We start from the raw sequence: 19,883 nt of genomic DNA, 5'->3' as shown, positions 1-19,883 counted from the left end.
TATGGGAGGGTTCGGAGAACTTCAACGACGTCTGCGCGCCGGCAGCGGCTACAAATGGTGGGTGCTGGGCCTGGTTATGCTCGGTACCTTCATGGCGGTACTCGACGTGACGGTCGTCAACGTCGGCATTCCGACCATCATGTCCGCATTTCATATCGGCATTTCGTCGGCCGAGTGGATCGTGACCGCGTATATGATTACGATGACCATCATGCTGCCTTCGTCGGGGTGGATTGCCGACCGGTTCGGCAACAAGCGTTTCTATATCGTCGGACTGGCGCTGTTCACGCTCGGTTCGGGATTGTGCGCGCAGGCCGACAGCGACGCTTTCCTGATCGGGGCTCGTGCGTTGCAGGGAGTCGGCAGCGGGATCATCCAGTCGCTCGGACTGGCTATCGTGACCCGCGAGTTTCCGCCGCAACAACGGGGATTGGCGCTCGGCCTGTGGGCCGTGGCCGCGGCCGCGTCCATTTCGTTCGGGCCGCTGATCGGCGGCTACCTGGTGGACGATTTCAGTTGGCACTTGATCTTCGACGTCAACGTCCCGATCGGCATCCTGGCGATCGCGCTGTCGGCGGTCGTTCAGAAAGAGTGGAAAAGCCCGGTGCGGGGACGGTTCGACTGGGCGGGCTTCGTCAGCATCGCGTTGTTCATGCCGCTTTCGGTCTACGGGCTCGCCAAAGGGAATTCCCCATCCAACCCGGACGGATGGCTTCGCCGCAGGTGATCGGCTGTTTCGTCGCTGCGGCCGTCGCGCTGGCCGTATTTATCGCGGTGGAATTGCGGCATCCGCACCCGCTCCTGAATATCCGGCTGCTCGGCGACCGGCATTTCGGGGTCGCGATGACGGTGCTTTTCATCTTCGGCATCGGTATGCTGGGCGGCACTTACCTGTTGCCGTTGTACATGCAGAAGGGGTTGGGATATACGGCGATCATGGCCGGCAGCGTTTTCCTGCCGGTCGGGCTGATCCAGGGAATCCTGTCGACCCTGTCGGGATTTCTGACCCGCTACTTGAAAATCCTGCCGTTGGTTTTCGCCGGCGTGCTGGTCATGTCGCTCAGTTTCTACCTGGCCAGCCGTTTCACGATCCATACGACCCACGGAAGCATCATGTGGGTGCTCTATCTGCGCGGGTTCGGCATGGGACTGACCTTCGCGCCGCTGAACCTTTTTTCGCTGAAAAATCTGTCGCTGAAAGATATGGCCGCCGCATCCGGAATCGCCAACAGCGTCAAACAGCTTTCCGGGAGTATCGGGATCGCGATGCTGACGGCGATCATGACCTCCCGGACATCCTATCACGCCGCGCGGGAGTCGTTGTCGTCTGCCGAAACTTTCGTCGGGGGGATTACCGACGATTTCGGCGTCGTATGCCTGATTACGCTCGCATCGCTGCTGCCGTTCCTGCTGATGCTCGTAAAGCGGAGAACGGGCCGAACGGGGACGGACGTTTCGAAGTAGAGACGCTATCGGCATCGGAAAAAGAAAACCCTGCGAAAGCAGGGTTTTCGATGACGGGAAGGTTTTTAAACCGATTGTTTTTTCAGTATCTTATAACTCAGCGCGCCCGACGGGCATTTCCGGATTTGCTCCTTGAGCTGTTCCGTCGTGGCGTTCTCGGGTCTTATCCACGGCTTTTCTTGCGGGTGGTAGACTTCCGGAAGCGTTTTTACGCAGATTCCGGCGTGCCGGCAGCGCGCCGGTTGCCAGAAAACGGTGATTTCACCGTTCGAATACTCGATCGTGTTTTTCATAGTCCGGTGTTTTATGCGATGTTGACTCCTTCCATGACGAGGCGTTTCCATTCCGGATGCTTCTGGACGTATCCCGCGACGAAGGGGCACAGCGGCACCAGGCGCAACTGCTGTCGCTCGATGTCTTCCAGCGCCAGCCTGACCAGGCTGCTGCCGACGCCCTTGCCTTCCAGTGCGGACGGGACTTCGGTGTGCGTCAGGTAAATCTCTCCGTTTTTCGTTTTGATGTATTCGATTCTCGGGATCAGGTCGCCGATGCGAAATTCGTACTGGTGCAGGGCGACATTGTCGATCAGTTTGTAATTTTCCATAATTTCTGTTTTTTTAAATCGCTTGTTCTGAATTACGGTTGATTCTGTTTGTCAGCGCAATTTGTTTGCCAAAAATTTTCCGATCGGTTTCCGGTTTTTGCGAAGGGGAAGCGGCACGCTCCGAGAAAACGAAAAATCCCCGCGGAAGATTCGCCGCGGGGATTTTTCGGATATGAACGAATCTCTATTTCTGTCTTGCTAGGCGCCACAGCACGTTGCCGTCGCGGGAAAGCACCAGCGAATCGGCGTTTAGCTTGTCGATCCGGAGGGTGTCGGTTCCCTCGATCGTCTGTCCGTTGCCGATGCTCTGGCTTTTGAGCAGCAGTTCGCCGTTTTCCAGGTTCCATTGCTGGAAAGCGAGGGTCGCCATGTTGATCGACGAGGCCGTGCCGTCCTGTTTCAGTTCGAAGCCCTGCACCTCGTCGGCGTTGATCGGGTTGGGTTCGATCCATTTGCCTTGGATGTAGTAGTACGGCGAGTGAGCGGTTACGACAAGTTCCGTCGCTTTCAGGATCCGGTTGCCGCCGACTTTTTCTCCGATGCAGGTTACCGTGACCGAATCGTCGACCAGTACGCCCGGCACTTTCGCCGGATCGGCATCCATCGTGCTGATGGCTACCGTGTCGCCCTGATCGGTGACTACCAGGATATCGTTCATTGAAGCGTCCGTTACGATGCCGTGTATGGATTGCGGCGTTTCCGGTGCGCAGGCCGTTAGTCCGGCGGCGATTGCCGTCAGAGTGCCGACAAGCAGATTCGATTTTTTCATGAGTTGATTTTTAGAATATTGAAAAACATACGTTTCGGTTGACCCGATAAATGTAAAAAATAAATTCCGAAAAACCGCGCCGTTTCTTTTGTTCTTGGCGGTTACGGTTTCCGTGTCCGCAACGGATTATCCGTTGCGAACGGTTTTTGCAGGCGCCGTCTCCGGTTATCTTTTTCCCGGATGCCGTGCGGCGAGTTCCTTGCGGGCCTGTTCGAGCGCCAGGTCGATGTGGCTGCAGATATTTTCTTTCCCGATCAGGTCGTAGAACCGGGCCTGTTCGAGCGTGCGGTGGACGGTCGGGTTTACGCCGGAGAGGATGATCTGTACGCCTTCCCGTTTCGACATCCGGCACAGGTTGGTCAGGTTATGAATCCCCGTCGAGTCGATGAACGGGACTTTCCGCATCCGGATAATGCGGATCTGCGGGTGGTTGCCGAGCGCGACCATCTGTTCTTCGAATTTGTTGGCGATTCCGAAAAAGAAGGGCCCGTCGATCTCGTAAACTTCGACTCCTTCCGGGATGACGAGGTGTTCCGCGCCCAGCGAGATGCCGGCGTCGGCGTTCGGATCGATCTCGTCTTTCAGTACGGAGATGTTCGTCGTTTCGGCCACGCGGCGCATGAACAGCAGGCAGGCGATCACCAGTCCGACCTCGATGGCGACGGTCAGGTCGAACAGGACGGTCAGCAGGAACGTGACCAGCAGCACGGCTACGTCCGCTTTCGGGTTCGACATCAGCGCCCTGAACGTTCGCCATTCGCTCATGTTGTAGGCGACGATCACCAGGACTCCGGCCAGGCAGGCCATCGGGATGTGCCGGGTCAGCGGGCCGAGACACAGCAAGATCAGCAGCAATACCGCGGCGTGGATCAGTCCCGCGACCGGCGTTTTTCCGCCGTTGTTGATGTTGGTCATCGTGCGGGCGATGGCTCCGGTTGCCGGAATACCGCCGAAAAGCGGCGTGACGATGTTGGCGGCGCCCTGTGCGATCAGCTCTTGATTCGAATCGTGTTTGTCTCCGGTTACGCCGTCGGCGACGGTGGCCGACAGCAGCGACTCGATCGCGCCGAGTACGGCGATGGTGACGGCCGCCGGGAACAGGCCTTTGATTACGTCCCAGCTCATGTCGGGTACGGCGACTCCCGGAAGCGATGCGCTGATCTGGAAACGGTCGCCGATCGTTTCGATCGAGGTGACTCCGGCGTACCGTCTGAGCAGGTAAGTAAGAAGCGTCATTGCGAAGATGGCGACCAGCGAACCGGGAATTTTTTTCGAGATGCGAGGCCATAGGGCGATGATGGCGATGCTGCCTATTCCGACGACGACCGAAAGCGGGTCGGCCGTGCCGATATTTTCGAAATAGCACTGCCATTTGGGTAGGAAATCGGCCGGGACGGAGTCCGCGCTCAGTCCGAGCAGGTCTTTGATCTGCGTGGTGAAGATCGTAACCGCGATGCCGCTGGTGAATCCGACGACGATCGGGTAGGGGATGAATTTGATGACCGTGCCCAGCTTGAAGACGCCGAGCATGACCAGGATCGCGCCGGCCATGATCGTCGCTACGATCAGTCCGGTTTCGCCGTAACGGGCGATGATACCGTAGACGATCACGATAAAGGCTCCGGTGGGGCCGCCGATCTGTACTTTGCTGCCGCCCAGCAGCGAGATGACGAACCCGGCGATGATGGCCGTGATAATCCCTTTTTCGGGAGAGACGCCCGACGCGATGCCGAATGCGATAGCCAGCGGCAGCGCGACGATGCCGACGATGATGCCGGCCATTAGGTCGGCGGTAAAAGTCTCTTTCGAGTAACCTTTCAGCGAACTGAAAAGTTTCGGACGGAACGTAAATGTTTTCATCGACCCGAATCGATTGATTGATTTTGGTTTGAAAAATGTGCAAAAGTAACTAAAATTAACCATTATTCCCGCGAATCTTATTATTTTGTGAAGAAGAAGACCGGCGTTGTGTCTGGCTTTCGGATAGGGAGGATGATTGTAAAAGGTTTGTTATGAGGCTTATATGTGTGTCCGGACGGTGTCGTTTCTTGTTCGCGGTTCTTTTGTGCCTGGCATTTGTCGGCCCGGTGCGATTGAAGCCCGGATACGAAAACGCCCGCGAAAATTCTGAGATTTTCGCGGGCGTTTTATTTAAGGGAGTTGCGCGTATACTAATATTCGGTCGTGTATCCGCCGTACGAGATTTTGATTTTCGGGAAGCAGGTGTTCAACTGGTCTCCTCCCATCACTTCGGCGGTCGTGTAGTTGCTCATCATTTCGTCGTCGTTGGCGAGGCTGATCGTCATCAGTCCGTTGCCTACCGGGGCCGAAGCCGAGCAAGCCGGATTGAATTGGAACGGCTTCGGCGTCGAAACGTTCAACTGATCGGCCGGCAGGTACATCGTTTTGCCGTTCAATACGCTGGTCGATATGGTGAAAATCGAGTTCCGGACGTCCGTTAACTTCTGAGTTCCTTTCTCTTGTTTGATCGTGTAAGAAGCGGTCCAGTCGGATTCGAATTTGATTTCGGAACCGTCCGAACCCTCCACGATACCCGCGTCGGGCAGTACCGAGACGAGTTGTTGGATGCTTACCTGCCATGTATTATCGCCCGAATTCGTGACCGAATAGGTGCTCGAAGAGGTGTAGATCGCTTTGCTGTCGCTGAACATGGCGTAAGAGTCCGAAAGGTAGATATCCCAGCGCGCGCCCGCTTCTGCCAGCGAGCCGTAACCGTTTGTCGAGATGGTGATCGTTCCTTTTCGGGGATAGTCGCCGGAGATCGAACCGCTGTTGAAAACCAGCTTGTAGTTGGCGCGGGTTTCGTCGTAAGAGATGACGGTTCCCGTGCTGAACATTCTTTGCCGGATTTCGCCCGGCGCGGCGTTGAAGTCCCCGTCTCCTTCGGCGATCAGGATGTTCAGCCTGAAAGCGACGTTGAACGGGTCGAGCGCTACGAGGGTTTGTTTGGCCGCCGACGAGTAGATGATGTAACCGGTGCTGGTCATGTCGCGTTCGAATTTATCGTTTTTCAGGCAGGAAGAGAATGCCGCGACGCATCCCAGGAGTAAAAGAAGTCTTTTCATGTGCTTTTAACGTAGTTTTATGTTCATTTTCAAAATTACATAACGTATTCTAATGAGATGTTATTGTTTCTCTAAAAGTTGCACGACGCGTTTGCGAATTTTATCCGGGCGCTATGCTGCGGCGGGGGTTCCGCAGGCGGACGAACAGGCGGATGATCCATACCGTGCAGATCGCCAGTATGATACGGGGCGCAAGCAGCCAGAAAAGCCCTACCCCGATCGAGTAGAAGATAGCGGTATCTTCCAGCAGGCTGTGCGAGATGGCGACGTGCGCGTTCAGCAGCCGCGAATCTTCCCGGCTGATCGCGCCGCGCCGGATTTCGTCGACGAGAGCCGCGCCGCCGTAGGTCAGTCCCACGACGTTGCTGATGATCCACAGGAACGAAGTCGAGCGGGGCAGTCCGAACACGGCCATCAGCGGTTGCAGCGGGACGGTCAGCAGGTCGAGCAGCCGGAACTCCTGCAGGATGCGTTGGAGGATGTTCAGCGAGACGATGATGATCCCGATTTTCAGCGACAGCGGCAGGATGGTTTTCAGCCACAACAGTCCCGCTTCTGCCCAGGTTTCGGGAGATACTCCGGCCGGGGGCAGAAACAACCTGCCCGTCATGTGTTCGGGCAGAATCAGGTTCATCAGGCCGCGGCGATGAAAGCCATGCCGATCCGCAGCAGGGTCATCTTCAATCCGGAGGCCCCCGTTTTGTGCTGGATGGCCGATTCGATAATCAGGCAGTGACAGACCAATGCCATGACCGCCAGGATGACTACGCTCCGGTAATCGAAGCCGAGCGTGGCGATGATGGCCACCGCGGCGAAGTTGTTCGACAGTGCGGCGGTCAGGAATACGAGTCCGCTGTCGCCGGGCAGTCCGACCAGTCCGAACAGCGGGGCGATCCATTCCGAGATCCGGCCGATTACGCCGAGGTGCTCCAGTATCGAGATGGCCAGCGTGATCGGGACGACCATTTTGATTACCCATACGGCTGTCCGCCAGGCGGGTCGCATGGCTTCGCTTACGGCGCGCAGCAGGCGGATTCGGAATGAGTTTTGTTCCATGACTTTGGGGTGCGGCCATTCGCCGGCCAGCAGACAAAGCTACGACATAATTTGTGAATAATAAAAAGGATTGCGTACTTTTGGAGCGGTTCCGTCCGTTCTGGTAAATGCCGGGCATTTGTCCGGTTCGAATGACAAAGCATACGAGATTGCATGGAAGGTAAATCCTATCGGAAATTGACGGAGGCCGAAATCTCCGTTTTGTCGGCCCAGGGGTGTACGTCGGAGAGTTGGGAGCAGGTCGAAGTGGCGGACGGGTTTCGGCCCGAATTCGTTCGTACAGTACATTTCAGCGGAAGCGTGCGGCTGGGAGGCAACGGTTCGGAGATTCCGTTGCCCGGCGGCGTGGTGCGCCGTTCCGGGGTTTACCGGGCCGCGTTGCACGACTGTACGGTCGGCGACGACGCGCTGATCTCCAATGTGGGCCGTTACGTCGCCAATTACGATATCGGCGACCGGGCGGTGATCGAGAATGTCGGCGAGATGATTTGCGACGGGGCAACGGCGTTCGGCAACGGCGTGGAAGTGGCGGCCGTCAACGAGGCGGGAGGGCGCGAAGTGCCGATATTCGACGGACTGACGGCGCAGATCGCCTATGTGATCGCGATGTACCGTCACCGTCCGCAGACGGTGCGGCGGATGAATGCGATGATCGCCGGTTATGCCGAACGGCGCGTTTCGCGGCGCGGGACGATCGGCGCGGACAGCCGGATCGTCAATACGCTGTCGCTGTTCAACGTAGCGGTCGGGGAGTCCGCCGTCGTGGACGGCGCGTCGTCCCTACGCAACGGGACGGTCAACAGCACGCCGCAGTCGCCGTCGACGGTGGGCGCCGGCGTGACGGCGTCCGATTTCATCCTGGCGTGTTCGGCGCGGGTCGATACGGGTTCGATGCTGCGTCGTTGTTTCGTCGGCGAAGGGGTTGTGATTGAGAACGGTTTTTCGGCCGAGAATTCGCTGTTTTTCGCCAACAGCCATTGCAATCACGGCGAAGCGTGCGCGGTGTTCGCCGGGCCTTATACGGTGTCGCATCACCGCGCGACGCTGCTGATCGCCGGGTATTTTTCGTTTTTCAACGCCGGCAGCGGGGCCAATCAGAGCAACCACATGTATAAGTCCGGGCCGGTGCATCAGGGCGTGCATCTGCGCGGGTGTAAGTTCGGCAGCGATGCCTATGTGCTGCTGCCGGCCAGCACCGGCGTTTTTACGATTGTGACCGGACGACACTACAATCATCACGATACCGAAAAAATGCCGTTTTCGTACCTGCTCGAAGAGGCGGACGACTCGATTCTGTTGCCGGGGGTCAATCTGCGCAGCTACGGTACTGCGCGGGATATCGGGAAATGGCCGTCGCGCGACCGGCGGCGGGGCGTGGCGCACGACATCATCCGTTACGAGCTGATGAATCCCTACACTGCGGGCCGGGTGCTCGACGCGATCGGCGAGTGCCGCGCGCTGATGGAGAGGTATCCGACCGCTGAAGTGGTGACGTGGAATCGGGTGAAGATCAAGATGCATTCGCTGAAGAAGGGACTGATGCTCTATACTCAGGCGTTGCGCGGCTATCTCGCGAACTGTTTGCCGAAGGGGGCGACGTGCCGCCCGATCCGTCGATGCGGGAATGGATTGATTTGGCGGGGATGATTGCGCCGAAAAGCCGGATCGAAGCGCTGCTCGACCGGGTCGATGCCGGAGCGGTGGCCGATACGGACGCTTTCGTCGGGGAACTGGAAAGTATCGACCGGGATTACGGATCGGACGAGCGGCGGTGGGCGTTGTATGCGCTGGCCGTTTTCCTCGGTAAGTCGGAAGACCGGATCACGCCGGACGACATCGCGTCGTTGGTCGAACAGGGCGCCAGGGACCGCGCTGCGCTCGCTGCGGCCATTGCACAGGATGCGGGTCGCGATTTCGCCCCGGCCATGTCGGTCGGCTACGGGATCGACGACGGGGAGCGCCGGGCCGAAGATTTCCGGGCCGTGCGCGGCGAACCGAAAGTATAGTTCCGAAAAAATACCTATCTTTGCCGGTAACGGGCCAAATCCGGAAATTTTTAACGAAGCATATGAGTATAGTAGCGATAGTAGGTCGTCCCAACGTCGGGAAGAGCACCTTTTTCAACCGTTTGGTCGGGATGCGCAAAGCGATCGTCAACGATTCGGCGGGCACCACGCGCGACCGGCATTACGGTACGACCGACTGGTGCGGCCGCGAGTTTTCCGTGATCGACACCGGCGGATACGCCATGGGGGGGAGAGGATATTTTCGAGGCCGAGATCCGCAAGCAGGTGGTGCTGGCGATCGAGGAGGCCGACGTAATCCTGTTTCTCGTGGAGGTGTCTACCGGGATTACCGACTTGGATATGGTGATGGCCGACCTGCTTCGGCGCTCTTCGAAAAAAGTGATCCTCGTGGTCAACAAGATCGACAACAACGACCAGATATACTCCTCGCACGAGTTCTACGCGTTGGGACTCGGCGACCCGTACTGCATTTCGGCGATGAGCGGCAGCGGAACCGGCGAAGTGATGGATGCGGTGGTCGCGGCGCTGCCCGAGGATGCCGGGGCGGAGCAGGCGGACGACCTGCCGAAGTTTGCCGTGATCGGGCGTCCGAACGTTGGCAAGTCGTCGCTGACGAATGCCCTGCTCGACACCGAGCGCAACATCGTGACGCCGGTCGCCGGGACGACCCGCGATTCGATCTTGTCGCGCTACAACAAGTTCGGTATGGATTTTTACCTGATCGACACGGCCGGGCTGCGCAAAAAGGCGAAGGTGACCGAAGATCTCGAATTCTACTCGGTGCTGCGTTCTATCCGTTCGATCGAATCGTCCGACGTCTGCATTTTGATGCTCGACGCGACGGCCGGTATCGAGGCGCAGGATCTGAATATTTTCAACCTGGTCGTCCGTAACAAAAAGGGGTGCGTGATCGTGGTCAACAAGTGGGACCTGATCGAGAAGGAGAGCAACACGATGAAGGAGTTCGCCGAAGCGATCCGCCGGCGGATCGCCCCGTTCAGCGACGTGCCGATCGTCTTCACGTCGGTGACGAACAAACAGCGTATCCTCGACGTGCTGCAAACGGCCATGCGGGTTTACTATTCGCGGATACGCAAGATCCCGACCTCGGCGCTGAACGAATACTTGCTGCCGATTATCGAGGAGACGCCGCCGCCGTCTACCAAAGGGAAATATATCCGGATCAAATACGTTACGCAGTTGGCGTCGCCCACGCCGTCGTTTGCGTTTTTCGTCAACCTGCCTCAGTACATCAAAGAGGGGTACCGCCGTTTTCTGGAGAATAAGATCCGCGAACGATGGGACTTCGAGGGAGTGCCGATCCAGATCTTTTTCCGCCAGAAATAAAGCGGGCATTTTCACCAATGATATCGTTCGCATTCATGAAAAAATCAGTTTGCTTATTGGCAGTTTGCTGCGCGGCCTGTTCGCTGGCCGCCCAGGTGCCTGTATGGAACAATCCGTCGGTCGGCGGCGAAGGCAAAGCCGATTCGCGCCCCGAGTTTATCAGCTATCCGACCCGTGAAGCGGGCGAGACCGGCGATCCGGCCAATGCGCCGCATTACGTGTCGCTCGCCGGCAAGTGGCGGGCGATTGTTTCGACTACGCGGCAGGGCGGCGAGCCCGGTTTCTACAAACCCGCCTTTACATCGACGGCCTGGCAGGAGGTCGACGTACCCAACACGTCGGTCGTGCAGGGGCTTTCCCCGCTGGAGGCGCTGACGCCGCCGCAACTGCCGGCCGAGATTCCGCTGGTGCAGTACCGGGCGGTAATCGACGTGCCGTACCTGTGGCTCGACCGGGATATGTTCATCCATGTGGAAGGGGTCGGCGGAGCCTATACGGTGTATGTCAACGACCGGCGCATCGGATACAGCGACGACAGCCGTACGCCGACCGAATTTCCGATCTCGGAAGCCGTTACCGACGGGGTGAACACGATCGGGATCGAAGTTTACGGTTATTCGACCGGCAACTGGATGGAGACGCTGCTGCCGCAGTTGCAACCCGGGAGTCTCGGCGGGGTGTACGTCTATTCGCAGCCCAAGCTGCGGATCGAGGATTTCGTGATCCGGACGCAGAGCGATACGACGAAAGTGCACGGCTGGGTCGATTTCGCCGTCGTGATGTCGAACTCGTACCGCAGCGCCGAGAAAATCACGTTCGGCTACGATATTTATTCGCCGACCGGCAAGCTGCTTACCTACAACCTGATCGATACGGAGATTCCCGGCAACAGCACCGATACGCTGGCCTGCCGCGAAGTGCTTGAAAATATCTGGAAAAGCACGGCCTGGTCGCCCGAACGGCCGAGCCTGTACAAACTGATGCTCTACACCCGGCGGGACGGCCGGATCACCGAATACATTCCGTTGAAATTCGGGTTCAATCACGCGGAACTGCGCGACGGCGAACTGTGGATCAACGATAAGAAGGCCGAACTGTCGGCGGTCGATTACGATGCTGCGGCCGATGCCGCCGCGACCGAACGGCAGTTGAAGATACTGAAAAACCAGCGGGTAAATACGCTTTGCGTCAGCTACCCGCAGCCGCACTGGTTTTACGAATTGTGCGACCGGATCGGATTTTACGTGATCGACCAGGCCAACATCAACGCCGGGTTCAGGAAAGACGACCGGAACGTGGGCGGTTCGGTGGCCAACGATCCCGCTTTCCTGCCGCAGTTCATCGACCGGGTGGCGGGTATGCAGGGACGCAGTAAAAACTACACGTCGGTGATCGCCCTGTCGATGGGCGGAATGTCCGGCAACGGTTATAACATGTACAAGGCTTACCAGTGGCTCAAAGGGGCCGATTCGTTGCATCATGTCACCTACCGCGACGTGCAGGGCGAGTGGAACAGCGATTTTCCGTTCCCGCAAGTGCGGGATGCGAAAACTCTGCTGGATGCCGCACCGGCGCCGGCGGCCCGTTCCAAAACGGCCGTTAAACCCAAAAGCGCCGCTCGCCGATGAACATCGATCTGCTGGTGGTCGGCAAGACGGATTCCGCCGAAATACAGAGCCTTGTCGCGACGTACCTGAAACGGCTGAATTTTTATACCCGGGTGACGCTCGTCACGCTGCCCGACCTGAAAAATACGCGCAACATCTCGGCCGAAAGCCAGAAACGGCAGGAAGGCGAGCTGCTGATGCGGCAGTTCGCCGACGGCGATTACGTGGTGTTGCTGGACGAAAAGGGAGCCGAAATGCGATCGGTCGAGTTTTCGATGTGGTTGCAAAAGCGGATGAACAGCGGCGTCCGTCGGCTTTGTTTCGTGATCGGCGGCCCTTACGGTTTTTCGAAAACGGTCTACGACCGGGCCGACGAAAGCATATCGTTGTCGCGGATGACCTTTTCGCACCAGATCATCCGCGCGATTTTCGCCGAACAGCTTTACCGCGCTTTCACGATCATCCGCAACGAGCCTTATCATCACGAGTAGACGGGGATTCCGGAAGTGTCCGGACGGCGTGCCGGTTTCGACCGGGCTTATTTCTCCGCGGCTACGTACATTTGGCTGAAATTGATCGTCACTTTGCGGAATTGCCGGATAAAATCCATGCCGAGTACGCCGTCCCCGCTTTGTCCCGTACGGGAAGGGCCGTTTTCGGCTGTTTCCACAATCATGTTGTCGATTCCGATCTCCGAACCGCACGTCCGTAACGGAAATCCGGGCAGGCGGTAAACCGTTGCGGTGTACAGATCCATGCCGCCGACCAGCACGGTGTCCGGCGCGCCTTCTGTCTCTATCCTCTCTTTGTGTTTCCTATAATACGAAGGATACATGCCGCCCGTGGAGTTTCCCGTGTCGAAGAGCATCAGCAGCCGCTCGTCGCCCGACCAGGCTTCGAGGTAAGGGTCTCCTCCGTTCATCAATACGAGGTTCTTTTCCGGCAGAGGGGAGGGCGTGGGCGTGGCCGGGAAAACGGTTTTCTTCTTTTTCGGGTAGATCTGCACCTCTCCGACCGCTATCAGAAGGTCGCGTCCCAGGATCGCGTCTATGTATAGCAGCGTGTCTACTGCGGGATTCGGCGGAAGTACGGCGACCACGGGGTTTTTGTATACGATGTTCCCGACACAAAGGCTGTCGGCGATTGCGAGGCTCCCCAGGCGGGAGCCTATTCCGTCGATTCGGATCGAATCGCAGATCGTTCGCAGTCCGAGTTCGTCGGCCAGGCGTTGCGAAATTGCCGTCGTCCCGGTTCCTGTGTCGAGCGTGAACGGGTAAGTTTTGCCGTTGATTGCGACCGGAACGGACAAGTGGGCTCCTTCAGTACGGCCTTTGACGACGACGGGCCGAATCGCCAGCGGCAGCCGTACGTCGCGTTCGGGACGAACGATCTCCGGAGCCGGGGCGTCGCGCAGCCCGTTCAGGATTCTGGACATTTGCAGGTGCTCGGGGAATCGGGAGATATCCATCGTAGCCGACAGGTAGCGCAAAAAGCTGTCGAGATAGTCCGCCGCCGCCGCGTATTTCTTATTGAGCCGCATCGCTTCGCAGCGGAAAAGCACCATGTTCGGAATATTCGAGAAACTCATGTTTACCAGCAGGGGGCCCATCAGCGTGTCGAGTGCGCCCAGCGCCTGTCGGGGGCGGTTGAAAGAGCAGTCCAGTAAGGACTGCGTCATATACCGCAGACACGGATCCCGGATGCTGTCTTTTATTTCGGGAAATATTTTTTCGAGCGTAAGCCAATCCTGACGGTTGAACAGGTCGGCGACGTTCTCGTCCGGCGGTTGCGCCGAAACGAAAACGGACGAGGAAGCGATCGTCATCGCCAGGAGAAATTTCGGAAATTTCATGGTATTCGGCAGTTATTTACGGCAATTTAATGAATAAAACGGGAATAATCGTCCGGATGCCGAAATAAAAATCGCCGTCCGTTGGGACGGCGATTTTTGGGAAAACGGAATTTTTCGGTCGGATTACGCGGCAGCGCGGCCGATCGTCCGGAGACGGAAACGCGCTGCCGGTACGATCAAAAACGGTCGGTTATCGCAGCGTTTCGAGCGCTTTGTCGATACGGCGCAAGGTCTCTTCCTTGCCGATGATCTTGCAGATGTCGAGGATGCTCGGGCCGGAGCTCGTACCCACGATGGCCAGTCGGAACGAGTTCATCACCTGTCCCATCGGATATTCGTTTTGCGCGATCCATTCGAATACGATTTTTTCGGTGTTCTCTTTCGAGAAGTCGTCGATCCCTGCCAGCAGCGTCCGCAGCGCTGCGATCCGCGTCGGATTTTCGCCTTTCCAGAATTTGGCGGTCGATTTGGGATCGTATTGCTCCGGCGCGACGAACATGAACGAGGTTAGATTCCAGAAATCGCTGACGAATGTCGCGCGCTGTTTGATCAGCGCGATCACCCGGGCCGTTTTGGCGGCCGGGGCGTCCACCCCTTTCGCCTTCAGGATCGGGGCGTACAGCGCGGCCAGTTCCGCATCGGATTTGGCGTGCAGGTACTGGGCGTTGAACCAGTGCGCTTTTTCCGGGTTGAACCGGGCGCCGCTCTTGCTGACGCGTTCGAGCGAGAAGGCGCCGATCAGTTCGTCCATCGAGAAGATCTCCTGGTCGGTTCCCGGATTCCAGCCCAGCAGTGCCAGCATGTTGACGAATGCTTCCGGAAAATACCCGTCTTCGCGGTAGCCGTGCGAGGTCTCGCCTTCGGGCGACGTCCATTGCAGCGGGAATACCGGGAATCCCATCTTGTCGCCGTCGCGCTTGCTCAGCTTGCCGCCGCCGGTAGGTTTCAGCAGCAGCGGCAGGTGGGCGAATTCGGGCTGCGTGTCGCTCCAGCCGAGCGCGCGGTACAGCAAGTAGTGCAACGGCAGCGACGGCAGCCACTCTTCGCCGCGAATCACATGCGAAATCTCCATCAGGTGATCGTCGACGATGTTGGCCAGGTGGTAGGTCGGCAGCGCATCGGCCGATTTGTAGAGCACCTTGTCGTCCAGCGTCGAAGTGTGTACCGTCACGTCGCCGCGAATCAGGTCGTGCATCCGCACCTCCTCGTTTTCGGGCATTTTGAAACGGATCACCCACTGGTCGCCCGCGGCGATGCGGCGTTTGACCTCTTCGTCCGACAGGGCCAGCGACGTGGCCAGCCGGGTGCGCACTTCGTAATTGTACGCGAACGTTTTGCCGGCTGTTTCGGCTTCCGCGCGGATCGCGTTCAGTTCGTCGGGCGTGTCGAAAGCGTAATAAGCGTCGCCCGATCCGACCAGTTGCAAGGCGTATTTCAGGTAGATCTCTTTGCGCTCGCTCTGGCGGTACGGGGCGTGAGGGCCTCCCTCGTCGATGCCTTCGTCGATCGTGATGCCGCACCATTTGAGCGACTCCATGATATAGCTCTCCGCTCCCGGTACGAATCGGTGCGAATCGGTGTCTTCGATGCGAAGGATAAAGTCGCCGCCGTGCTGGCGCGCGAAAAGGTAGTTGTACAGCGCCGTGCGGACGCCTCCCATATGCAGGGGGCCGGTAGGACTCGGCGCAAAACGGACTCTGACTTTTTTATTGCAAGACATATTTTTAGAAATTGTTTTTGCGGGATGACGATGTGGACGGCACATGCTGCGGTCTGTCGCGACGCGTGTCGCCGGCCGATTCCGGTTCGGCGTGGTTTACACGGTTTTACTCCGGATCGACCGCCTGCAAAGATAGGAAATCTATTCGAAAGAGTTTTGGATCGGGAGGGTTTTATTTGCTATGTCGTTGCAGGGAGGCCGGTTCGCCGGGGGCGTTTCCGGGAAACGTACTTTTATCCCGGATGGCATAACTTTTATTTTTGTAAACTCTGAAAGTTTATTTTATACAACACATGTTTTCGTAGCGGATGCCGGGTATCGAGCAGCGGATGGTCGAATATTCCGATCCGTTGCATACCTGTCTTCTGCATGACTCGCTCCGACCGGCGGTTCTGGAGGGTCGTGAAAGCGTATATTTCCCGGAGACCGAGTCGTTTGTCCGCATATTCCAGGCAGGCGGCGGCCGCTTCGGTCGCATATCCGTTGCCCCATGCTTCGCGGATCAGCCTCCAGGCGATCTCGATTCCCGGAGTGAAGTCCGCTTCGAACGGAATCCGGTGGAGGCCGGTAAAGCCAAGGAACTTTCCGTCCGTTTTCCGTTCGACGGCATATGCTCCGTAACCGAAATCGGCGAGTTCGTTCCGGATGCGGAGGAAAAAAGCGGAAGATTCCTCGGCGGTCAGCGGTTTTACGAAATATTCCATGACTTTCGGGTCGGCGTTCATTTCGGTGAACGGGAGCAGATCGCTGTCCTGCCAGTCGCGCAGGATCAGCCGGGGCGTTTCGAGGTATCGGGTTGTCATCGGGCGATGGACTTGCGGCCGGTTATCGGTCCCAGCTATGCTTTTTCGCGCCGCCGGTACGGACGGCGACTTTTTTTGCCGGTTTTTTGTCGATAACGGGCAGAACGATCGCTTCCATGATTTTGTAGCACTCCGGATTGGGGTGTACGCCGTCGCCGCTGTATTTCTCCAGCAGGCCGTTCCGTCCGTCCTTCAGGGCGGAGTGGTAGTTTACATAAGAGATGCCGTTTTCCCGGGCGTACCGCTCGATCATTCCGTTCAACTCGATGATCCGGTCGGCCGCCGGAACTTCCTGTCGCCAGCCGAACCGGTAAGCGGGCAGTACGGAACAGAGGATCGGCCGGATTTTGTGGAGCTTGGCCAGTTCGCACATCGAGGCGATGTTGCCCAAGATATTTTCCAATGCGATGTAACCGTTGTTCTGGGCCAGGTCGTTCGTGCCCGCCATGATGACGACGGCTTCGGGCGACAGTCCGATGACGTCCTGCCGGAAGCGCACCAGCATTTCGGCGGAAGTCTGTCCGCTGATGCCGCGGCCGACGAAACGGTGTTCGGCGAAAAATACGGAATCCATCAGCGCCCAGTTGTCGGTAATCGAATTGCCCATGAAGACGGCTTTGACCGGATAGTCGATCCGCCGGTTCGCCGCTTCGTATTTTGCGAATTGCGCCCAGTCTCGTTGGGCGGAGACTCCCGACAGGCATAGGCTTGTCAGAAGGCAAAGGAAGATTTTTTTCACGGATGAAAAGGTTTTATTTTCGAATAAAGGTAATGGTTTTATCGGTTCCGTACAAAAAAAGCGGCGGCGCCTTTTTATTATTACATGGCGCCGCCGCTTTCGATTCGGTTTCGGAATTTATTTCTTTTTTTAAACGATATAAATAATTTTTTGTAAGAAATAAATCGGTTAAAGGACTCCCTGTGCGTAGGTCTTTACGTCTTCGAGCGTTATGTTGTTGTCGCACAGGATGATCAGTCGCTCGATCACGTTTCGGAGCTCCCGGATATTTCCGCTCCATTCCATCTGGGACAGTGCGGCGAGCGCATCTTTCTCGATGACTTTGGGTTTCTGGCCGTATTCGGCGCATATTTTCTCGACGAAGTGATGGGCCAGCGAAGGAATGTCCTCGCGGCGTTCGCGCAACGGCGGAACCGGAATGATGATCACGCTCAGCCGGTGGTAGAGGTCTTCCCGGAAATTGCCCATTTCGATTTCGTGCAACAGGTTTTTGTTGGTGGCCGCGACGACCCGCACGTTGACGGTGATGTCCTTGTCGCTTCCGACCCGGCTGATCCGGTTTTCCTGCAGGGCCCGCAATACTTTGGCCTGCGCCGAAAGGCTCATGTCGCCGATTTCGTCGAGGAAAAGCGTTCCTCCGTCGGCCTGTTCGAATTTGCCTTTGTGCTGTTTGTTGGCCGACGTGAACGACCCCTTCTCGTGCCCGAAAAGTTCGCTTTCGATCAACTCCGACGGAATGGCGGCGCAGTTGACTTCGATGAACGGTTGTCCGGCCCGCAGGCTCTGTTCGTGCAGCCGGTGGGCGACCAGCTCCTTGCCGGTTCCGTTGGCTCCGCTGATCAGTACCCGCGCATCGGACGGAGCTACTTTTTCGATCAGCCGTTTGACGGAAACCATTGCGCGCGAGGAACCGATCAGTTCCGTGGCGCCGCGGTTCGCACGCAATGCCGGAGCTGCTGACGATTTCCGGGCTACGGTCTCCGTAGAAGCCGCCGCGACGGTTGTGGCATGATTTTGGTTTTTAGGTTCGGTAGCCGATCGGATCGATTCGAGTAATTTATTCAGATTGATCGGTTTGAGTATGTAATCGTATGCTCCGTGACGCATCGAATTGACGACGGGTTCCGTCCCTTTTTGCGACGACAGCATGATAAAAGGCAGGCTTTTTCCGTTTGCCCGCAGGCTGTCGAGCAGGTCGAACGCTCCCGTGTCGGGAACATTGATGTCGCAAAGTACGATGTCATAGGTTGATTTTTCGGTTTTGTCGGCCGCCTCGCTGCCCGTTTCGGCGGTTTCGACGCGGAAGCCTTCATATTCGAGCCGTTCTTTCAACGTGTTGCGAATGCTCCGCTCGCTGTCTACTACCAATACGTTTGTCATAACTTTTTTATAAAATATTAAATACTAGGATGGGAGTGTTACTATATTTTCTGCTGCGTGGTTTTGGTTTTCTGGGAAAAACCATGTAGCTTTGTCCGAAAGTTAGTAAATACTCCCGTTTAAAAAAAACACGGCATTCCGGATCGACCGAAGCAGGATTCTGAGAATATCGACCGTAAAATACCATTTTTTCAGACTTTTTCTTAGATTTTTCGTTTTACAGCGTAGATCCTTGCGGGAACGGCTCGTCGTGGAGACCACAAAATTCTTTATGGATAAAAATTATAATTTCGAAAGGAAGAAACTCATGCTGCCCGAGTATGGTAGGCATGTGCATCAAATGGTTGATTATCTGATGTCTATACATGACCGAGATCTGCGTAACCAGCAGGCGCACGCGGTGATCGAGGTGATGGGAAACCTGAATCCGACTCTGCGCGATACGGCTGATTTCAAACATAAGTTGTGGGATCACCTGTTCATCATGTCCGATTTTAAGCTGGATGTCGATTCGCCCTATCCGATCCCGTCGGCTAAGATATTGAACCCCAGGCCGGATCATATGGCTTACCCGGGCGGGAAGATTGCCCGCAAGCACTACGGCAAAAATATAGAACGGACGCTCGCCGCTCTGAAAGCGATCGACGACGAGGAGGCGAAGACTTTGATAGTAAATAATATAGCGAAGTATATGCGGGCTAAGTCGTTCGAATACAACCAGGAACACCCGAGCAATGAGATCATCATGAAAGATATACGCTCGATGTCCGATAATGGGGTAACGATCGATGAAGTTGCATTAAATAATCTCCGAAACGACTATAAACAGCCCCGAATGAACAATCGTTCACGCAAGAATTTTCAGACGGGAAATCATTCCGCTGGGAAAACGAACGGTCATGCGGGCAACAATAAACAGGGAGGCAAACGCCGTACCGGAAAATCGCAATACGGAAAATAACCGGCCATGAACGACGGGAAAAACATATCCATTAAAAATAAGCGGGCGACTTACGATTACGAGATGCTCGACACCTATGTTGCGGGTATCGTTTTGTCGGGTACGGAGATCAAGTCGCTGCGGCTGGGAAAAGCTTCGCTGACCGACTGCTATTGTTATTTCAACGACCATGAATTGTTCGTCCGGGGGATGAACATTTCGGAATACCATTGGGGCAGCTACAACAATCACATGCCCAAACGCGACCGCAAATTGTTGCTGCAACGCCGAGAACTGGCCAAGTTGGAGCGCGCGTTGCAGGACAAGGGGCTGACGATCGTAGGATTGAAGCTTTTTATCAACGACAAGGGGCTGGCAAAATTGCAGATCGGCTTGGGACGCGGTCGTAAGAGCTACGACAAGCGGGAGTACATCAAGGAGAAAGACGCTCGTCGGGAGTTGGAGCGCGTATTCCGGAAGTAATTCGTA

20 protein-coding genes and 1 pseudogene are annotated in these 19,883 nt (G+C 56.7%); 9 read left to right on the top strand and 12 right to left on the bottom strand.

The features are described from left to right. Window position 1: 1 nt before the first annotated feature. Together DW082_RS14810 and DW082_RS14805 are read left to right on the top strand one after the other, a co-directional pair. Window positions 2-727, top strand: a complete 726-nt coding sequence (locus DW082_RS14810) for an MFS transporter (RefSeq protein WP_259335448.1) — start codon at window positions 2-4, stop codon at window positions 725-727. Further along, window positions 709-1,464, top strand: coding sequence for an MFS transporter (locus DW082_RS14805; RefSeq protein ID WP_259335447.1), 756 nt, complete (start codon window positions 709-711; stop codon window positions 1,462-1,464). The genes DW082_RS14810 and DW082_RS14805 overlap by 19 nt, the downstream gene beginning before the upstream one ends. Before the next feature lie 65 nt (window positions 1,465-1,529). Here the strand turns inward: DW082_RS14805 and DW082_RS00955 are convergent, their stop codons facing one another. The 7 genes from DW082_RS00955 to DW082_RS00925 all read right to left on the bottom strand — a co-directional run bounded on the left by DW082_RS00955 (window position 1,530) and on the right by DW082_RS00925 (window position 6,979). Beyond that, window positions 1,530-1,757 (bottom strand): (4Fe-4S)-binding protein, encoded by a 228-nt coding sequence (locus DW082_RS00955; protein ID WP_118456926.1) that lies wholly within the window; start codon window positions 1,755-1,757, stop codon window positions 1,530-1,532. A gap of 11 nt (window positions 1,758-1,768) precedes the next feature. Next, on the bottom strand, window positions 1,769-2,071 hold the full coding sequence (locus DW082_RS00950) for a GNAT family N-acetyltransferase (protein ID WP_182424055.1): 303 nt from the start codon (window positions 2,069-2,071) through the stop codon (window positions 1,769-1,771). A 181-nt stretch (window positions 2,072-2,252) separates the two neighbouring features. Further along, window positions 2,253-2,672, bottom strand: a complete 420-nt coding sequence (locus tag DW082_RS00945) for a lipocalin family protein (protein WP_409049066.1) — start codon at window positions 2,670-2,672, stop codon at window positions 2,253-2,255. 330 nt (window positions 2,673-3,002) lie between these two features. Continuing rightward, window positions 3,003-4,697: a SulP family inorganic anion transporter gene (locus DW082_RS00940; RefSeq protein ID WP_101572150.1), complete on the bottom strand. Its 1,695-nt coding sequence runs from the start codon at window positions 4,695-4,697 to the stop codon at window positions 3,003-3,005. A gap of 311 nt (window positions 4,698-5,008) precedes the next feature. Then, window positions 5,009-5,923 (bottom strand): hypothetical protein, encoded by a 915-nt coding sequence (locus tag DW082_RS00935; RefSeq protein WP_055205712.1) that lies wholly within the window; start codon window positions 5,921-5,923, stop codon window positions 5,009-5,011. Between the two features lie 100 nt (window positions 5,924-6,023). Beyond that, window positions 6,024-6,557: a hypothetical protein gene (locus DW082_RS00930; RefSeq protein ID WP_118456920.1), complete on the bottom strand. Its 534-nt coding sequence runs from the start codon at window positions 6,555-6,557 to the stop codon at window positions 6,024-6,026. Then, the gene (locus tag DW082_RS00925) at window positions 6,557-6,979 is read right to left on the bottom strand and encodes a nucleoside recognition domain-containing protein (protein ID WP_118456918.1); all 423 of its coding nucleotides are present in this window, start codon (window positions 6,977-6,979) and stop codon (window positions 6,557-6,559) included. The genes DW082_RS00930 and DW082_RS00925 overlap by 1 nt, the downstream gene beginning before the upstream one ends. 153 nt (window positions 6,980-7,132) lie before the next feature. Here DW082_RS00925 and DW082_RS00920 point away from each other — a divergent pair, with 153 nt between their 5' ends. From DW082_RS00920 to rlmH, 5 genes and pseudogenes are all read left to right on the top strand, one after another. Next, window positions 7,133-8,626, top strand: a complete 1,494-nt coding sequence (locus tag DW082_RS00920; RefSeq protein WP_259335446.1) for a DUF4954 family protein — start codon at window positions 7,133-7,135, stop codon at window positions 8,624-8,626. Continuing rightward, window positions 8,623-8,985, top strand: a complete 363-nt coding sequence (locus tag DW082_RS14800) for a DUF4954 family protein (RefSeq protein ID WP_259335445.1) — start codon at window positions 8,623-8,625, stop codon at window positions 8,983-8,985. Before DW082_RS00920 ends, DW082_RS14800 begins: the two co-directional genes overlap by 4 nt. A gap of 62 nt (window positions 8,986-9,047) precedes the next feature. After that, a pseudogene (der, locus tag DW082_RS00915) lies at window positions 9,048-10,353 on the top strand (ribosome biogenesis GTPase Der). Window positions 10,354-10,388: 35 nt separating this feature from the next. Beyond that, on the top strand, window positions 10,389-11,981 hold the full coding sequence (locus DW082_RS00910) for a glycoside hydrolase family 2 TIM barrel-domain containing protein (protein WP_118456974.1): 1,593 nt from the start codon (window positions 10,389-10,391) through the stop codon (window positions 11,979-11,981). Next, window positions 11,978-12,451 carry a 23S rRNA (pseudouridine(1915)-N(3))-methyltransferase RlmH gene (gene rlmH, locus DW082_RS00905; RefSeq protein ID WP_101572160.1) on the top strand — a complete coding sequence of 158 codons (474 nt, stop codon included), beginning with the start codon at window positions 11,978-11,980 and terminating at the stop codon, window positions 12,449-12,451. Before DW082_RS00910 ends, rlmH begins: the two co-directional genes overlap by 4 nt. Window positions 12,452-12,498: 47 nt before the next feature. Here the strand turns inward: rlmH and DW082_RS00900 are convergent, their stop codons facing one another. From DW082_RS00900 to DW082_RS00880, 5 genes are all read right to left on the bottom strand, one after another. Next, entirely contained in the window at window positions 12,499-13,812 is a 1,314-nt protein-coding gene (locus tag DW082_RS00900) for a retropepsin-like aspartic protease (RefSeq protein ID WP_101572162.1), read from the bottom strand. A gap of 190 nt (window positions 13,813-14,002) precedes the next feature. Next, entirely contained in the window at window positions 14,003-15,532 is a 1,530-nt protein-coding gene (gene gltX / locus DW082_RS00895) for a glutamate--tRNA ligase (protein ID WP_118456916.1), read from the bottom strand. Window positions 15,533-15,786: 254 nt separating this feature from the next. Beyond that, window positions 15,787-16,335: a GNAT family N-acetyltransferase gene (locus tag DW082_RS00890; protein WP_101572166.1), complete on the bottom strand. Its 549-nt coding sequence runs from the start codon at window positions 16,333-16,335 to the stop codon at window positions 15,787-15,789. 22 nt (window positions 16,336-16,357) lie between these two features. Then, window positions 16,358-17,074, bottom strand: coding sequence for a GDSL-type esterase/lipase family protein (locus DW082_RS00885; protein WP_259335444.1), 717 nt, complete (start codon window positions 17,072-17,074; stop codon window positions 16,358-16,360). A gap of 168 nt (window positions 17,075-17,242) precedes the next feature. Next, the gene (locus DW082_RS00880) at window positions 17,243-18,454 is read right to left on the bottom strand and encodes a sigma-54 dependent transcriptional regulator (protein WP_101572168.1); all 1,212 of its coding nucleotides are present in this window, start codon (window positions 18,452-18,454) and stop codon (window positions 17,243-17,245) included. 271 nt (window positions 18,455-18,725) lie between these two features. On the opposite strand from DW082_RS00880, the gene DW082_RS00875 reads away from it, so the two are divergent. Both DW082_RS00875 and smpB read left to right on the top strand, forming a co-directional pair. Beyond that, window positions 18,726-19,415, top strand: a complete 690-nt coding sequence (locus DW082_RS00875) for a DUF4290 domain-containing protein (protein ID WP_101572170.1) — start codon at window positions 18,726-18,728, stop codon at window positions 19,413-19,415. Window positions 19,416-19,421: 6 nt separating this feature from the next. Then, the gene (smpB, locus tag DW082_RS00870) at window positions 19,422-19,877 is read left to right on the top strand and encodes an SsrA-binding protein SmpB (RefSeq protein WP_055205722.1); all 456 of its coding nucleotides are present in this window, start codon (window positions 19,422-19,424) and stop codon (window positions 19,875-19,877) included. Window positions 19,878-19,883 lie beyond the last annotated feature (6 nt).

The organism is Alistipes sp. AF48-12 (assembly GCF_003477565.1).
Lineage (GTDB): Bacteria > Bacteroidota > Bacteroidia > Bacteroidales > Rikenellaceae > Alistipes_A > Alistipes_A hominis.
Note: the sequence above shows the minus strand (reverse complement) of the source record. Positions and strands in the feature narration are given on the sequence as shown.

Coding starts and splice junctions, on each gene's coding strand:
- DW082_RS14805 (WP_259335447.1), top strand. CDS start 709: ATGGCTTCGCCGCAGGTGATCGGCTGTTTCGTCGCTGCGGCCGTCGCG.
- DW082_RS00900 (WP_101572162.1), bottom strand. CDS start 13,812: ATGAAATTTCCGAAATTTCTCCTGGCGATGACGATCGCTTCCTCGTCC.
- DW082_RS00930 (WP_118456920.1), bottom strand. CDS start 6,557: ATGAACCTGATTCTGCCCGAACACATGACGGGCAGGTTGTTTCTGCCC.
- DW082_RS14810 (WP_259335448.1), top strand. CDS start 2: ATGGGAGGGTTCGGAGAACTTCAACGACGTCTGCGCGCCGGCAGCGGC.
- DW082_RS00945 (WP_409049066.1), bottom strand. CDS start 2,672: ATGGATGCCGATCCGGCGAAAGTGCCGGGCGTACTGGTCGACGATTCG.
- smpB (WP_055205722.1), top strand. CDS start 19,422: ATGAACGACGGGAAAAACATATCCATTAAAAATAAGCGGGCGACTTAC.
- DW082_RS00935 (WP_055205712.1), bottom strand. CDS start 5,923: ATGAAAAGACTTCTTTTACTCCTGGGATGCGTCGCGGCATTCTCTTCC.
- DW082_RS00875 (WP_101572170.1), top strand. CDS start 18,726: ATGGATAAAAATTATAATTTCGAAAGGAAGAAACTCATGCTGCCCGAG.
- DW082_RS00910 (WP_118456974.1), top strand. CDS start 10,389: ATGAAAAAATCAGTTTGCTTATTGGCAGTTTGCTGCGCGGCCTGTTCG.
- rlmH (WP_101572160.1), top strand. CDS start 11,978: ATGAACATCGATCTGCTGGTGGTCGGCAAGACGGATTCCGCCGAAATA.
- DW082_RS00940 (WP_101572150.1), bottom strand. CDS start 4,697: ATGAAAACATTTACGTTCCGTCCGAAACTTTTCAGTTCGCTGAAAGGT.
- DW082_RS00920 (WP_259335446.1), top strand. CDS start 7,133: ATGGAAGGTAAATCCTATCGGAAATTGACGGAGGCCGAAATCTCCGTT.
- DW082_RS00925 (WP_118456918.1), bottom strand. CDS start 6,979: ATGGAACAAAACTCATTCCGAATCCGCCTGCTGCGCGCCGTAAGCGAA.
- gltX (WP_118456916.1), bottom strand. CDS start 15,532: ATGTCTTGCAATAAAAAAGTCAGAGTCCGTTTTGCGCCGAGTCCTACC.
- DW082_RS00890 (WP_101572166.1), bottom strand. CDS start 16,335: ATGACAACCCGATACCTCGAAACGCCCCGGCTGATCCTGCGCGACTGG.
- DW082_RS14800 (WP_259335445.1), top strand. CDS start 8,623: ATGATTGCGCCGAAAAGCCGGATCGAAGCGCTGCTCGACCGGGTCGAT.
- DW082_RS00880 (WP_101572168.1), bottom strand. CDS start 18,454: ATGACAAACGTATTGGTAGTAGACAGCGAGCGGAGCATTCGCAACACG.
- DW082_RS00955 (WP_118456926.1), bottom strand. CDS start 1,757: ATGAAAAACACGATCGAGTATTCGAACGGTGAAATCACCGTTTTCTGG.